Below are 14354 nucleotides of genomic sequence, written 5' to 3'. Positions count from 1 at the left end.
TTTTGTAATCATTTTTAGTTGGTATTCCCCACTAGATGAAGTGCCATCAGATAGTATCTTCTTGATTGTTTAAACAAAAAAAGAAGGAGATTCCTCCTTCTTCGTCCATTCATTTCACTATTCAACATTCGTTACTTCGCCGTCTACACTGCGTTCTACTTTCATATCAGTGATTGGCAAGTATCCTAATTCGATAACGATTCCTTGTTGGACATCGTCTGTCATGATGTAATCAAGAAAGGCTTTGACGTTAGCATCTGGTTCACCATTCGTGTACATATGCTCGTAAGACCAGATTGGCCATTTGTTATCTGCAATATTTTCAGGGGTCGCTTCTACCCCATCAAGAGATAGCGCTTGGATTGAATCATCTAAATAAGATAAAGCAAGGTAGCTGATTGCTCCTGGTGTTTCAGCAACGATTTTACGGACTGTTCCAGAAGAATCTTGCTCTTGTGTTTGGATCGTCTCTGCACCATCTAAGCCCCATTTTTCAAAGGTCGCTCTCGTACCGCTGCCTGACGCACGGTTGATTACAGAGATTTCTTGATCTGCTCCACCGAGTTCAGACCAATTCTTCACTTTGCCTGTAAAGATATCGATTAAATCTTGTTGGCTAAGATCCGTAACGCCTGCGTCTTTATTCACTACTGGTGCCATACCAACTACGGCTACTTTATGGTCAACTAATTTGCTGGCGTCCACACCATCTTTTTCATCCGCAAAAACATCGGAATTGCCGATCGTCACAGCGCCTGTTTCTACTTGACTTAAGCCAGTTCCGCTACCGCCACCTTGAACAGTAATTGTATAATTGGGATTGTCCGCTGAGAAGCTTTCACCTGCTGCTTCAACCAAGGGTTGCAAAGCAGTTGAGCCTACCGCTAAAATTTCTACATTTTCATTTGATGCGGCACCTGATGAAGATCCGCCTGATGCTTGACTGCTATCAGTGCTTGTACCACCGCTCCCACAGCCAGCTAATAATAATCCAGTTACAAAAAATAAAAGTCCCAATTTTTTCATTTAGTAAATCTCCTTTCGTTATATGCTTAGTTTAGCAAGGCGGTGTAAACCCTTGATGGATTTCATGTAAAGAATCGATAAAGCGATGTAAATCTTTTGTAAAGTTTGTCGATTGCCCAAAAAGCCCCCGCTGAATCCATCAGAGGGGGCTTACTTTATCTAAAAACGAAAGAAATTTCTGTAGAATCAATTGCTTTGCATATAGCGTGTCAAGCGATCCATCGCTTCCACCAAGTTTTCCATACTTGCCGCATAGCTTAAACGAACATAGCCTTCTGCTTCGGGACCAAAGGCGATACCCGGGATGATTGCTAATTGATTCTTTTCCGCTAAGTCGACACAAAAAGCCATTGAATCTTGGTTGAAACCTGCTGGTATTTTGGCAAAAATGTAGAATGCACCAGAGGGCTTCGCCATGTCAAAACCAAGGGCAGTCATCTTTTCAAACAAGTAATCTCGACGTTCACGGTAATCGGCTTTCATGACTTCTGCATCATTGATGCCTTCGATCAATGCCCGCACAGCTGCTTTTTGAGAAATCGTTGATGCCGCAGTCACTAAGTATTGGTGGACCTTAATGATCTGAGCAGTCAACGCTTTTGGTGCAAAAATGAAGCCGACGCGCCACCCAGTCATCGCGTGAGATTTCGACAAGCCATTGATCACGATCGTTTGATCCCGCAAGTATTCGGCAATGGACACATGGGTTTCATCATAAGTCAACTCACTATAAATTTCATCGCTAATAACAAAAACGGGGTATTTTTCTAAAACCTCCGCCAATGCTTTGACTTGTTCTCGGGTATAAACGACCCCTGTTGGATTGCTAGGATAATTCAAAATGACTGCCTTGACTTGCTCCCCATGCTCTTTTAAGGCTGCTTCCAAAACTTCTGGCGCTAAAACAAAGTCATTGTCCGTCGTATCAAGATAGATCGGTTGGGCATGGGCTAAATGGATGACTGGTTCATAGCCTGGATAAATTGGTGCCGGTAGGAGAACTTTATCGCCAGGTTCCAACGTGGCTAATAAAGAAGCTGAGATTGCTTCCGTTGCACCGATCGTCACTAATACTTCTGATTGAAAGTCGTAATCAAGCTGATATTTATTTTTCAAAAAGAGGCTGGCTGCTTGCCGAACATCTGCTAAGCCGGCCATTCCAGAATAGTGGCTAAAATTTTGTTCGATTGCTTGGACACCCGATTTTTTCACGTGCTCTGGTGTGTTAAAATCCGGCTCGCCTAACGTTAACTTTAAAATATCAGGAATTGAAGAAACCCGTTCATCAAATTTACGAATCAATGAAACAGCTATATTGTACACTTCGTGATTGAAGCGTTGGCTTACGTCTGCCATAGTATCACTCCTTTGAATTAAGCAAATTCATTCGCTATTGTTGTTAATCCTAACACAAAAAGGCGACAATTTTAAGCAACGGATGAAATTAATCTAATAACCACAATTCCGTTTGCTTATTTACAAACAAAAACATTTTATGTTAGTATATAATCAAACAAAAAAGGAGAACCCAAAATGAAACTTTATCAAGAGTTTACCATTTCTGATTATCAGCAAGGATATGTCGAAACAACAACGGATTATTGTTGCGTATTTTGTCAGGAGACCTTCGACAAAGAAGAAATCTATCCCGTTGATGGCGCCTTTTTTACGGCAAAAAAACGAATGATACAGCATATCACTGAGCATCACGGAACCGTTTTATCCGCATTATTGGCTTTACCCAAAGAACAAACAGGCTTATCAGAAAGCCAACAGGAGATTTTACAACTGTTTGCCCAAGATGTTAGCGATACTGTGATTGCCCAGCGCTTAGGTATCTCTTCTTCGACTGTCAGGAATCATCGCTTTAAGCTAAAAGAAAAGCAGCGACAAGCGACTGTTTTTATAAGTATCATGTCCTTGTTGCAAGAAACCCCGTTGCTGCCGCCTCACAAAGGGGCGACGATGCTTGATGATCGCTATGCCATTACGGCTAGTGAAAGAGAAAAGATCATTGCTACTTATTTTGATGAAGCGGGGTTTATCAAACAGTTTCCGAGCAAAGAAAAGCGCAAGATCGTTGTCTTAAGTGTGCTGGCACAAAAATTTGATCCGAAGAAAAATTATTCAGAAGCTGCCGTAAACGATGTATTAAAACAAGCGATCACCGATTATGTCACTGTCCGACGATATTTGATCGAGTATGGATTTATGCAACGGACGAAAGACGGAAAAACTTACTGGCTGACTTAAAACCCAGTCTGTAGTTGGATGGAATTATTGTTGGTTGGATGGACAGTATCTTTCACAGTTTTGAAAAGTTAACAAGCTCCAGTTTTTTACAAAAAAAGACAAAGTACGAAAACACCCGTACTTTGTCTACTGTCTGAAACGCTGGGACAAGTTCCAGCGTTTATTTTTCTTTTAGAAAGATTTTTTTGATGATCAATTTATCAAATAATTGCGTTTGATTGTCTTGTTCCCCAATGACTTCAGCAGTCACTGATTTGCCGTCTTGTTTTTTGCGCAACTGATAAACAATCTTACCTGTTTCTTTCAATTCGTTCACCATGTCGACGACACCGCCAAAACCTGTTTTACGAGTGATGAAGCCTAACGCCACCATCCGCTCATCTAAATTTTTTGCCGAGATGCTGGCACCGGTGATCAGTGCTTGCCGCATGATTTGTAAGAATTCTTCTAGCCCTGCCACTGGCGGCTGTTCAGGCTCTTCTTCCATCAGCGGTCGCTGACGCAAATAATCTAATTCCTGCAATAACGTTTCGTACTGCTCTTGTGTCAACATGACCCCCGCCACTTTTTCACGATTGAATACATATACTGCTGTTCCTGCTTCTCGCGCTTGATTAAATACATCCATCGGAGATTTTTTTACTTCAGTAATTGAAGTAGTGGGAACATCCAACTTCTTCAGTTCCATAATCAACGTCCTCCTTGTCTCAACGAACACATTATAGCATAAATCCAGAAGCAGATTATAGAGGTATTTCACTGCTCCTAGGAAAAGAAACAAAAAAGCGGCTAATCGCCGCTTTTTTCGATTGATAAGGTCATTGCATTGATGGCAACGATGATCGTACTCATAGACATCAAGACAGCTCCGACTGCTGGGTTCAAAATGATCCCGATTGGTGCGAGCACGCCAGCTGCCAAAGGAATAGCAAAAATATTGTATCCTGCGCCCCACCAGAGATTTTGAATCATCTTGCGCCTTGTTTTTTTCGCCAAAGTCAAGAAGTGCAAGATGTCTTGAGGTTCGCTATTCGTCAAAACGACATCGGCTGAATCGATCGCTACATCGGTTCCAGCTCCGATCGCAATCCCGATCGTCGCTCTTGCAAGACTTGGGGCGTCATTGATCCCATCGCCTACCATTACGACGCGCTTGCCCTCTTTGACATAGTCACTGACTAGACGTTCTTTATCGTCTGGTAACATTGCCGCATGGAAGGCTTCGATTCCTAGGTAATCGGCTACGGCTTGCGCCGCTTCTTGGTTGTCCCCAGTAGCCATAACTGGCGTGATGCCTAAGTCTTTCACTTTTTGAATAAATTGACTCGCTTCTGGTTTCACCTTATCCCCTAATGCGACGATTCCTTCCACTTTGCCGTCATGAACCAAATAACTAATGGTATTGCCCTGCTCTTGATAATTTTTCAAGGATTTCCCTTGATACTGGATGGTAAATTGCTCCAATCCTTTTTGATTGACGATCAACCACTTCTGTCCATCGATTACGCCTTCCAGACCAATACCCGTCCTTGTTTGAACATCAGTCGCCTTTTTGGCTGTGATGTTTTCCTTTTCTGCTTGGGCCAAAATGCCTTCTGCGATCGGATGATTGGCGGTTTTCTCAAGACCTGCTAGGTAAGCTAGTACTTCTGATGCAGAAAGGCTGCCCGTCGCCTCGATGCCAGTTACGGTAAACGTTCCTTCTGTTAACGTACCGGTCTTATCGAGGATCAGATAATCAACATGATGCGCATTCTCCAATGCGTTGCGATTTTTTAAGAGCAAGCCGTTTTTGGCAGCGATCGATGTTGAACGAGCCACGACGAGGGGAATTGCTAGGCCTAACGCATGGGGACAGGCAATGACGAATACCGTGACCATTCGATCAAGAGCAGTCGGTAGGTCAGCAACAAACAGCCATACAGCAAAGGCCAAAACACCAGCAACTAAGGCGATATAGAACAACCATTTCGCCACTTTGTCCGAAAGTGCTTCTAAGCGGGATTTATCAGCTTGGGCTTTTCGTACCATTTCCATGACTTTTGCCAAATAGCTGTCTTCGCCAGTCCCTGTGACTTCCATCGTAATAGTACCATTGCCGTTGACAGATCCTCCAATGACAGTACTGCCGATGGTTTTAGGTACCCGTCTGGATTCACCGGTAACTGCCGACTCATCGATCGTTGTTTCCCCTTCAAGAATCGTTCCGTCTGTAGGAATCTTATCTCCTGAGCGAACGATCAGCTGTGTTTTGTTGGTCACTTCTTCTAATGGAATCTGTTCTTCTGATCCATCTGCATTTTTCCGAATCACTTCTTTTGGCAACAGTTCTGCTAATTTCTGTAATGCATTGCCGGCATTAGAAACTGCATTCATCTCGATCCAATGCCCCAACAACATGATCACGATCAGAGTCGCTAGTTCCCAGAAGAAATCCATTACATGAGGAACAGCAAGAAAATGATTGGCGATAAACGCGTAAAGACTATAAAAATAAGAAACCGTAATCCCCATAGCAATCAAAGTCATCATGGCTGGGCTTTTTTGTTTCAATTCCATTTTTGCACCACTTAAAAACGGCTGCCCCCCATAGAAAAACAGGATCGTTCCTAAAATCAATACAACCCAATCTGAGCCGGGAAACGTGAACTGAAAGGGCAATTCGATACCCATCATTGGTGATAAAATGACGATTGGAATCGCCAAAACCAAGGATAGCCAAAACTTTTGCTTAAAATTTCCCATATGCATACTATGATCCATACCAGACATCTCATGATCCATATGACTGTGATCCATGCCAGACATCTCATGATCCATGTGGCTATGATCCATGCCAGACATCTCATGATCCATGTGGCTATGGTCCATACTGGAAACCTCATGATCCATGTGAGCATGGTTACTATCGGCGCTTTCATGCTCCTGCAGTTTTGATGTCGCCCCTTGATGATCCACCCCATTCATCTCATGGCTTCGGGGCTCAGGGACTTCCTCCGCCTGTGGGTGTGTGAGTCCTTCTTGCCCTTTATTATCCTGCTCATTCCTAGGTTCATGCCTATGATGGCTTGACGTCTGACGATTGTCTGCAGGTGACGTTTTTTTCTGATTCATCCTAGTATTCCCCTTCCTATTTCACTGAATATCCGTACAGTCTTGCGCCTTCATACAAAAGCTTCAAGCGGCTGGACTTTCTAGATTTTTCTCCTTATCACTTTAGCGTTTGCATCGCTTATTCAAAAACACCTTGATAACCAGCTTCAGTTATTGCACTGATTAAGGCTGTTTCTGTCACTTGCGACTCGTCAAATTTGACCGTCCCACGAGCTTTTTTCAAGTCGACTTTAGCTTTTTTCACACCCGGTACTTCATTTAAGGCTTTTTCAACTTTTGCGGCACAATGGGCGCAATTCATTCCGCTGATTTGCATATTTTTTTTCATTACTATTCCTCATTTCTTTTAACAGTTTGTTGGCTACTTATTTTGTTGCATGGGTTTTGCATTGGCACTGACCAGGAATACAATTACACGAAATCGCTGCTACTGGCACTTTTTGGTCGACTGCTGCTTGGAGCATCGCCAAATCTTCTGCCGTCAATGCTGCTTCTTGGATCATTTCTGCTAATGTTTGTCCGACTTTTTTGGCACAAATATGAGAAAAAAGATTCTCAGCTGCACTGCGAACAGTGGCTTCTTCTGAAACAAGTGGCGAGTAAACAAACTTTTTCCCTTGGCTTTCTGTTTTCAATACGCCTTTTTTAACAAGTCGTCCTAAAAGCGTTTTGACTGTCGCTGCTTTCCAATTTTTATTTTCGCTTAACAAAGCGGTGATCTCTTTCGCATCGGATTGTCCCAATGTCCAAATCACACGCATGACTTCCCATTCAGAATCGCTGATTTTGATTGGTTCGACCACTGATTGCATTTGTCCACTTCCTTTCATAACTGATTCACATTTTTAAGTTTACATCTGTAATCGTATTTTGTCAAAAAAAAGCATCGCCAAACTTTCTGCATTTTGGCAATGCTTTTTTCTATTTCGTTAAAAATGGTTTGGTTCCAACGTTTAAAAGTGGACCTGATACGTCGTCACAGAGTGGAAGGGTTCTTCTGGGCGCAGCACGATCTCACCAAAGTGGGTGAATTTCTCAGAGCCAGGAACACCTTGTGTTTCGATCGCCATCCCGCCATGTTTGGCAAAAGGACCGGTCTTCATTGGGGCCCCAGCTTCTCCCTCACCTGTTGTGTAAATAACAACAGCAGGACGGTCAGTAGTTACAGTCAGCTGCACTTTTTGATCGGGACTGGTTACTTTCAGATCCCACTCTTGCTCATGATCCAATAAGAATGGATCATCCAACATGGTCGTTCCCATTGGGCGTTCTTGTCTAAAATCAAACTTTGTGCCTGTGACAGGCGTTTTTTCACCGGTGGTCGTCACGTCATCGTTCGTTTCAGCCACATGTTCGGCATTGATTTGAACCAAGTGGTCATCGATCGGCTGTTGGGTATCACCTGTCAAATTGAAATAACCGTGGTTCGTTGGGTTAAATAAAGTCGCTTTGTCTGTGTTAGCGTCATATGCAAGCAATAGTTCATTGTCATTAGTCAACGTATAGGTGACTTGATAACGAACATTTCCTGGAAAGCCGCCGTCGCCATCTTGTCGTGAGGTAGTAAAAATCACGCCGGCTCTGTCTGCTTCCTCAAAAGTTTCAGCGATCCAGATATCCGTGTCAAGCCCCTTTGAACCACCATGAAGCGTATTGCCGCCATCATTGTCCTCCGTTTGGTATTCTTGCCCCTCAACCTCAAAGCGGGTACCTGCGATCCTTCCCGCTACTGGACCGATCGTTGCACCATAATAGCGTGCTTGGCGATGTCCTTCGATCGTATCATAACCGACCACAATGTCGCGGCCTTCTTCTACTGGAACGACCCAATCCAATAAGCGTGCGCCTTCGGGACTCAGCCTTACGATGGTACCGCTATCATTGGAAAGCTCATAAATCGTTCCCATTTTTTCTGAGGTCGTTTGTTTCACATTTGGCATTCGTTCATATCCTTCTTTCTTTGTTTAGTCTGCTACTCTTTTTAAGTATAGCCGTTAAGGGCTAGATCCGTCAATTCAAGACGGACGGATTCAGTAGGCATTCATTTTATGCCGGGCCGTCTTCACACAAATAAAAAGCGGCAAGAATGCCCAACTGGTTGATTGAATCATGGTCAGCTGATCGTGAGAGAAAGTACTAGGAGAAGCGCTGGCTGCTCCTGTCTTTTCTTCAATAATCAATCACATTCGCTTCGCCTGTTGGGCTCCTATGCCGCAATTGTATCGTTTATTTTTTGTGTTTTGCTTGGTAATGTTTTCTCTTTCGTCGCTTTTCTTTGATTTGAGAAGCACTGGAAGCCAAATCCTCGCTTTCCTCTTCTTGCTTGTCTTGTCTTTTTTCCGCACGTGCCATGAGGACTTTTTGCCTGAATCGACGGTTTCCAAGGAATTTCAGTGCGCACATCAATGGTTGACGATTTTCTCCAACCAAACCAATCAATTCGATAAACAATTCAATGCCGAAGCCTGTACTGATGATCAGTAAAATGATTGCTGTGTTGCTGGCATAATTCATCAATAATGCAATAAATGAAAATACCATTGCCAAGGCATAGATCGTCAAAACTGTTCCTCGATGGGTAAACCCTAAGGAAAGTAAGCGGTGATGCAAGTGCATTTTATCCGCTGATGAGATCTTTTGCTTATTGAATTTTCTACGAATCATGGCATAGACGGTATCAGTGATCGGTACCCCTAAAATCAACATCGGGGTGATCACTGTAATGAAGGTCGCATTTTTTAACCCTTGCAACGATAAGACGGAGATCATAAAACCTAGAAAAAGTGCCCCAGTATCCCCTAAAAAAATCGTAGCTGGATAAAAATTGTAAGGAAAAAAACCAACGATTGAGGCAATTAATGTAAAGATCACCATTGGTACTTCAACTGAATTTGGTAAAAAGAAATAACTGATGATCCCAATGGTCGTCAGACTGATAATGGAGACCCCACTCGCTAGACCGTCCAAACCATCAATCAAGTTGACCGCATTTGTGATCGCCAAAATCCACAAGATCGTCATAGGCAATCCAAGCCAGCCCAAATCAAAAACCCCCAGATAAGGGATCGAAACCGTACTGATTTTGATGCCGGCAACAAAATAGATCTCCAAAGCCGCTAACGTCAAGCCTAGCGTTTTTTGCATAGGAGTCAACTCGAAGATATCATCCAATAATCCAGTAACTACGACGATAGCTGCCCCTAAAAGCATCGGCCAGACGTAGTCAAAGGGAATCATTGCGCGAAATTCCCAAAGCAATGCAAAAGAGAAGGAGAGGAAGATGCTTAATCCCCCTGCGGTCGGCATTGTTTTGGTATTGATTCGGCGATCTCCTGGTCGATCGACTGCGCCGATCTTAAAAGAGATCAATTTAATGATCGGTGTTAGGATTAAAGACACGATCATTGTTATAAATAAGCGCATTACAAATTTGAATGCAAAATCCATCGTTTATTCTCGCTTTCCGTTATTTCTCTTTATTGGTAAATGTATCTTCGATTTTCGAAGAAATCCGCTGAACAGGATCTGTTCGTTCTTTGATCTCTTGTCCTGATACATACTCTTCTACCACTGCGTTGATGATTCCACCCAAGATAATAATCGTCGCAGCAAGATTCAACCAGATCATTAAAACAATAAAACTTCCAATAATTTGATAGCCAATGATTTTCGCAGCAAAGTAACGGGCGTATAAGCCAAACACTTGTGACAGCAACATCCAGCCAATCGTTGCAAAGATCGCCCCCGGCAAAGTCGAACGCAACTTGACCTTTGCATTAGGCACTAACCAATAGATCAGCATCATGATAAACAGCAAAGCAACGATCGTGACTGGCCATTTGACTGTTTGGAACGTATCGATCAGATTGTCTTGAAACTTAAAAATCGGCTGCAAAAAATCAAGAATGATTTTTCCAAGCCCAAATACCATCGTAACCCCAACGATCGCAATCATAAAGAGCAGGATGATCACAAATGATACTGCGCGCACCACGATAAAATTGGAACGCTGGTCCACACCGAAGGCTTTGTTCATCGCAATTTGCAAGGCATTGATACTTTGACTCGCGGACCACAACGCCGCTAAAGCGGAGATCGACAACAATCCACCAGAGCTTGTGGTGAGGAGATTTTCGATCGCTGGGCCGATAAAATCATAGATTTGATTCGGGATCAATTCCTGTACATAAGATAAAACCGTGTTCGGATCAATTGATAAATAAGGCAAAAGATTCCCCAGCGCAATCATTAACGGGAAAAGTGAAAGCAATAAATAGTAGGCCACGACGACCGAAGTGGTCCCCATTTCTGAATCAGTTATTCTATTTTGCGTCGTTTCGATGAAACGCATCAGCTTTTGATTGCTTTTTACTTTATCAACGATTTTCATGTTTCTTCCTCCGCCAGCGAATCATCTGCCTTTTTTTTCTTTGTCATACATAACAATCAGAAGTCTCCTACCACCAAAATTTAGTAGGTTCCTTCTTCTCCTTGAGAAGTTAAAATTCTCGGACCATCTTTGGTGATCGCCAAACTATGTTCATATTGGCAGCTTAAGCCGCCATCTAATGTATAGGCGGTCCAGCCATTAGGATCCATTTTCATTTTCCACGTCCCTGTATTGATCATAGGTTCGATGGTAATAACCATTCCTTCTTTTAAACGTAACCCTTTGCCGGCTTCTCCGTAGTGAGGGATCATCGGACTTTCATGGATCGTTGGGCCAATGCCGTGTCCTACGAAATCACGCACAACCCCGTACCCTTCTTTTTCCGCATAGGTTTGAATGGCATGACCGATGTCACCGATTCGGTTGCCCACTTGCGCTTGTTCGATTCCTAGATACAACGCTTTTTTGGTTACTTCCATTAATCGATCAATCTCAGGCGTCGAGTTCCCTACGACATAACTCCAGCAAGAATCAGAAATGGCACCTTTTAAATCAATACACATATCGACTTTGATCAGATCGCCGTCTTTCAATGGTTTTTTTCGAGGAAATCCGTGACAAATCTCATCATTGATACTGCAGCAAGTGGCATATTTGTAATCTTCAAAACCAATTTGGGCAGCGATGCCGCCGTGGCTTTCAATATAATCTCTGACAAACACTTCGATATCCCAACTCGTGATACCTGGTTTGATGAAACTGCGTAATTGTTTGTGGACATCTGCTAACAGCGCGCCGGATTCGGCCATGCGGTCAATTTCTCTGGCAGATTTTAATGTAATCATGTTCTCGTCTCCCTTAATTAAATTCCTCTTATTTTACCATAGAAATCCCTTATTTTACAAAATTCACAGACATTGTAAAGAGTTTTTCAAGTTTTGTTTTCAAACTTTCGTGCATTTGCTATAATCTGTAAGAGAGTTTTCCTTGAGAATAGGAATGAGATTGGAGGAAAAAGCCCATGGCTTTAGCAAAAATCGTCTATGCAAGCATGACGGGGAATACGGAAGAAATTGCGGATATCGTTTCTGAAGCCCTTGAAAATCTTGACATGGAAGTAGAAATGAATGAGTGTACCCAAGTGGATGCAGATGACTTTGAAGATGCCGATATCTGTATCGTCGCAACGTATACATATGGAGACGGGGAGCTACCGGATGAGATCGTCGATTTTTATGAAGATTTGCAAGAACTTGATTTAAGCGGCAAAATCTTTGGAGTCTGCGGCTCCGGTGATACTTTTTATGATGACTTTTGTAAATCGGTTGACGACTTTGAAGCCGCCTTTAGCAAAACTGGTGCGACAAAAGGAGCTGACAGCGTCAAAGTTGACTTGGCTGCAGAAGAAGACGATATTCAAAACTTAGAAGCCTTTGCCAAAAAACTAGCAGAAGCATTCGCTGAATAAAACAAGAGAACCTCTGACAAAATCACTTGATTCTGCCGGAGGTTTATTGTTTGCTTAATGATAACTGATATCGATGGGTGTTTCTCTTGCTAAAATATTATCGGTGGTTTCCGTCATCAGCTTAGCAATCTGATCTTCTGTCGGATGAATGATTCCCGAAGACATCAATGCCGCTAAGCCAGTAGCGACGATCCAGACACCGGTGTGCAAAGATTGTAATTTTACATCAGATAGATCTTGATATTTTGGTTCTTTTTTCACTGATTTCACAAAAAGGTCAAATGAAAACTGTTGCATGGAATCCCCACCACCATGCTCTTCTAAGTATAGCGCTCGGTATAATCGTTTTTCTTTATTTGCAAAGCCAATATAATTTAGCGTTAAGTCAACGATGACATCTCCCCGTCTTTCAACTGGAAAAACTTCTGTCGCTAAGTAGTCGTAAATCTGATTGATCAATGCATTTTTTAAGTCATCCATATTTTTAAATTCTAAGTAGATCGGTTGCGTTGAACATTTCATCTTCGCTGCGATATTGCGTGCGGTAAAACGTGTAAATCCTTCGGTTGCGACAACTTCATAGGCAGCTTTTAAAATCTGGTCTCTAGTAATAGTTTTCTTTCTTGCCATAATTTTTTAATCTCCTTAATTCTGCTATACATCGCTTTCAGAAATACCTTTTACTTATTGTATCATGTTTTTTTAAGTTTGCAAAAAAACTTTTAAATTTATTGCCCTTAGTGTTTCCAGTTTTTCAATTTGAAGGCCACTGTTTTTTTGCTCACTTTTTCGTTTGTTTTCAAAAATACTTAGTGCTATCATGAAGACAGTTATAAATTTAGAATAAATGGAGGAATTTTAATGGTTTTACCAAACTTTAATCAGAACCTTGAAAAATATGCCCAACTGATCACTGAAGTTGGCGTAAATGTCCAAAAAGGGCACACGATCGTCATCCAAATCGCCGTGGACCAAGCACCTTTAGCTCGCCTATTAACGAAAAAAGCGTATGAATTAGGTGCAGACGAAGTAATCGTCCAATGGACCGACGATGAGATCCAAAAAGAATTTCTGACTCATGCGGCCGAAGATCGTTTGTCTACGATTCCTCAGCACAAAATTGATCAAACGGAAGACTGGGTTGAAAAAGGTGCCAGCCGTATCAGTGTCGTTTCTGCCAATCCCGATGCGTTAGCGGGCGTCGACTCAGACCGAGTGGCAACCTTCCAAGCTGCTTCTGGTAAAGCGATGATGAAATTGCGTCAAGCAACACAAGCCAACAAAGTCAGCTGGACTGTGGTTGCGGCGGCTGGTCAAGATTGGGCTCAAAAAGTATTCCCTGATGCTTCCCCTGAAGAAGCACAAGACAAGCTTTGGGATCAAATTTTCAAAACGACGCGTATCTATGAAGAAGATCCTGTCGCAGCTTGGAAAAAACACGATGAAACCTTGCAAGTTAAAGCCGAAGAATTAAACAAAGAACAATTCAGTGCTCTGCACTATACGGCACCTGGTACCGATTTGATCATCGGTTTGCCTAAAAACCACTTGTGGGAAGGTGCTGGCAGTTACAATACCCGCAATGAAAAATTCATGGCGAACATGCCAACAGAAGAAGTCTTTACTGCCCCAGATAATCGTCGCATCGATGGCTATATTTCAAGTACGAAACCATTGAGCTACGCAGGCACCATCATCTCTGGGATGAAGTTCACCTTCAAAGACGGCAAAGTCGTGGACTTTTCTGCGGAACAGGGCGAAGAAGTGTTAGGCAAACTGCTAGCAATCGATGAAGGAGCAAAATCTTTAGGTGAAGTCGCATTAGTTCCTGATCCTTCCCCTATCTCACAATCCGGCATCATCTTCTTCAATACGTTGTTCGATGAAAATGCCTCAAACCACTTAGCGTTAGGCTCCGCTTATGCCTTCAGCTTGCAAGGCGGCACTGAGATGAGTGAAGAAGAACTGGCAGCTGCTGGCTTGAACCGCAGCCAAACCCACGTAGATTTCATGGTTGGCTCTGACCAAATGTCCATCGATGGCATCAAAGAAGATGGCACCACGATTCCTGTCTTTCGCAATGGTGACTGGGCTTAATAAAAA

14 protein-coding genes are annotated in these 14354 nt (G+C 42.8%); 3 read left to right on the top strand and 11 right to left on the bottom strand.

Translation table 11 applies throughout. The features are described 5' to 3' along the window. Nucleotides 1-117 precede the first annotated feature (117 nt). Complete coding sequence (locus IGK85_RS04285) at nucleotides 118-1026, bottom strand: phosphate ABC transporter substrate-binding protein PstS family protein (protein ID WP_008377391.1); 909 nt, start codon at nucleotides 1024-1026, stop codon at nucleotides 118-120. A gap of 186 nt (nucleotides 1027-1212) precedes the next feature. Continuing rightward, nucleotides 1213-2382 carry a pyridoxal phosphate-dependent aminotransferase gene (locus tag IGK85_RS04280; protein WP_008377389.1) on the bottom strand — a complete coding sequence of 390 codons (1170 nt, stop codon included), beginning with the start codon at nucleotides 2380-2382 and terminating at the stop codon, nucleotides 1213-1215. A 177-nt stretch (nucleotides 2383-2559) separates the two neighbouring features. Here IGK85_RS04280 and IGK85_RS04275 point away from each other — a divergent pair, with 177 nt between their 5' ends. Then, nucleotides 2560-3279, top strand: a complete 720-nt coding sequence (locus tag IGK85_RS04275; protein ID WP_008377387.1) for a DUF2087 domain-containing protein — start codon at nucleotides 2560-2562, stop codon at nucleotides 3277-3279. A 160-nt stretch (nucleotides 3280-3439) separates the two neighbouring features. On the opposite strand, the gene IGK85_RS04270 is transcribed toward IGK85_RS04275, so the two are convergent. The 8 genes from IGK85_RS04270 to map form a co-directional block, all read right to left on the bottom strand. Further along, nucleotides 3440-3967, bottom strand: coding sequence for a type II toxin-antitoxin system Phd/YefM family antitoxin (locus IGK85_RS04270; RefSeq protein WP_005237249.1), 528 nt, complete (start codon nucleotides 3965-3967; stop codon nucleotides 3440-3442). A gap of 101 nt (nucleotides 3968-4068) precedes the next feature. Beyond that, nucleotides 4069-6393, bottom strand: a complete 2325-nt coding sequence (locus IGK85_RS04265; RefSeq protein ID WP_008377385.1) for a heavy metal translocating P-type ATPase — start codon at nucleotides 6391-6393, stop codon at nucleotides 4069-4071. Nucleotides 6394-6511: 118 nt separating this feature from the next. Next, entirely contained in the window at nucleotides 6512-6721 is a 210-nt protein-coding gene (copZ, locus tag IGK85_RS04260) for a copper chaperone CopZ (protein ID WP_005237251.1), read from the bottom strand. A gap of 37 nt (nucleotides 6722-6758) precedes the next feature. After that, entirely contained in the window at nucleotides 6759-7205 is a 447-nt protein-coding gene (locus IGK85_RS04255) for a CopY/TcrY family copper transport repressor (RefSeq protein ID WP_008377382.1), read from the bottom strand. Between the two features lie 141 nt (nucleotides 7206-7346). Continuing rightward, entirely contained in the window at nucleotides 7347-8333 is a 987-nt protein-coding gene (locus IGK85_RS04250) for an aldose epimerase family protein (RefSeq protein WP_008377381.1), read from the bottom strand. A 286-nt stretch (nucleotides 8334-8619) separates the two neighbouring features. After that, nucleotides 8620-9840, bottom strand: a complete 1221-nt coding sequence (locus IGK85_RS04245) for a glycosyltransferase family 4 protein (protein ID WP_008377378.1) — start codon at nucleotides 9838-9840, stop codon at nucleotides 8620-8622. Nucleotides 9841-9859: 19 nt separating this feature from the next. Beyond that, entirely contained in the window at nucleotides 9860-10783 is a 924-nt protein-coding gene (locus IGK85_RS04240; protein WP_005237256.1) for a YihY/virulence factor BrkB family protein, read from the bottom strand. Between the two features lie 80 nt (nucleotides 10784-10863). Then, nucleotides 10864-11628, bottom strand: a complete 765-nt coding sequence (map, locus tag IGK85_RS04235) for a type I methionyl aminopeptidase (RefSeq protein WP_008377375.1) — start codon at nucleotides 11626-11628, stop codon at nucleotides 10864-10866. Between the two features lie 176 nt (nucleotides 11629-11804). On the opposite strand from map, the gene IGK85_RS04230 reads away from it, so the two are divergent. Then, a complete protein-coding gene (locus tag IGK85_RS04230; RefSeq protein ID WP_005237258.1) occupies nucleotides 11805-12251 on the top strand; it encodes a flavodoxin in 447 nt (148 codons plus the stop codon). Between the two features lie 54 nt (nucleotides 12252-12305). On the opposite strand, the gene IGK85_RS04225 is transcribed toward IGK85_RS04230, so the two are convergent. Beyond that, entirely contained in the window at nucleotides 12306-12881 is a 576-nt protein-coding gene (locus tag IGK85_RS04225) for a TetR/AcrR family transcriptional regulator (protein WP_005228861.1), read from the bottom strand. A 231-nt stretch (nucleotides 12882-13112) separates the two neighbouring features. Between IGK85_RS04225 and IGK85_RS04220 the strand changes: the two genes are divergently transcribed. Beyond that, on the top strand, nucleotides 13113-14348 hold the full coding sequence (locus IGK85_RS04220) for an aminopeptidase (protein WP_008377373.1): 1236 nt from the start codon (nucleotides 13113-13115) through the stop codon (nucleotides 14346-14348). The last annotated feature ends 6 nt before the right edge of the window (nucleotides 14349-14354 follow it).

The organism is Enterococcus sp. AZ015, assembly GCF_050499225.1.
Classification (GTDB): domain Bacteria; phylum Bacillota; class Bacilli; order Lactobacillales; family Enterococcaceae; genus Enterococcus_D; species Enterococcus_D entomosocium.
The sequence above is the reverse complement of the archived record's forward strand: the minus strand, read 5'-3'. Positions and strand labels throughout refer to the sequence as shown.

What these genes read in the sequence shown, in the direction of transcription:
- IGK85_RS04285 (WP_008377391.1), bottom strand. Translation starts at nt 1,026, where the DNA reads ATGAAAAAATTGGGACTTTTATTTTTTGTAACTGGATTATTATTAGCT.
- IGK85_RS04280 (WP_008377389.1), bottom strand. Translation starts at nt 2,382, where the DNA reads ATGGCAGACGTAAGCCAACGCTTCAATCACGAAGTGTACAATATAGCT.
- IGK85_RS04275 (WP_008377387.1), top strand. Translation starts at nt 2,560, where the DNA reads ATGAAACTTTATCAAGAGTTTACCATTTCTGATTATCAGCAAGGATAT.
- IGK85_RS04270 (WP_005237249.1), bottom strand. Translation starts at nt 3,967, where the DNA reads ATGGAACTGAAGAAGTTGGATGTTCCCACTACTTCAATTACTGAAGTA.
- IGK85_RS04265 (WP_008377385.1), bottom strand. Translation starts at nt 6,393, where the DNA reads ATGAATCAGAAAAAAACGTCACCTGCAGACAATCGTCAGACGTCAAGC.
- copZ (WP_005237251.1), bottom strand. Translation starts at nt 6,721, where the DNA reads ATGAAAAAAAATATGCAAATCAGCGGAATGAATTGCGCCCATTGTGCC.
- IGK85_RS04255 (WP_008377382.1), bottom strand. Translation starts at nt 7,205, where the DNA reads ATGCAATCAGTGGTCGAACCAATCAAAATCAGCGATTCTGAATGGGAA.
- IGK85_RS04250 (WP_008377381.1), bottom strand. Translation starts at nt 8,333, where the DNA reads ATGCCAAATGTGAAACAAACGACCTCAGAAAAAATGGGAACGATTTAT.
- IGK85_RS04245 (WP_008377378.1), bottom strand. Translation starts at nt 9,840, where the DNA reads ATGGATTTTGCATTCAAATTTGTAATGCGCTTATTTATAACAATGATC.
- IGK85_RS04240 (WP_005237256.1), bottom strand. Translation starts at nt 10,783, where the DNA reads ATGAAAATCGTTGATAAAGTAAAAAGCAATCAAAAGCTGATGCGTTTC.
- map (WP_008377375.1), bottom strand. Translation starts at nt 11,628, where the DNA reads ATGATTACATTAAAATCTGCCAGAGAAATTGACCGCATGGCCGAATCC.
- IGK85_RS04230 (WP_005237258.1), top strand. Translation starts at nt 11,805, where the DNA reads ATGGCTTTAGCAAAAATCGTCTATGCAAGCATGACGGGGAATACGGAA.
- IGK85_RS04225 (WP_005228861.1), bottom strand. Translation starts at nt 12,881, where the DNA reads ATGGCAAGAAAGAAAACTATTACTAGAGACCAGATTTTAAAAGCTGCC.
- IGK85_RS04220 (WP_008377373.1), top strand. Translation starts at nt 13,113, where the DNA reads ATGGTTTTACCAAACTTTAATCAGAACCTTGAAAAATATGCCCAACTG.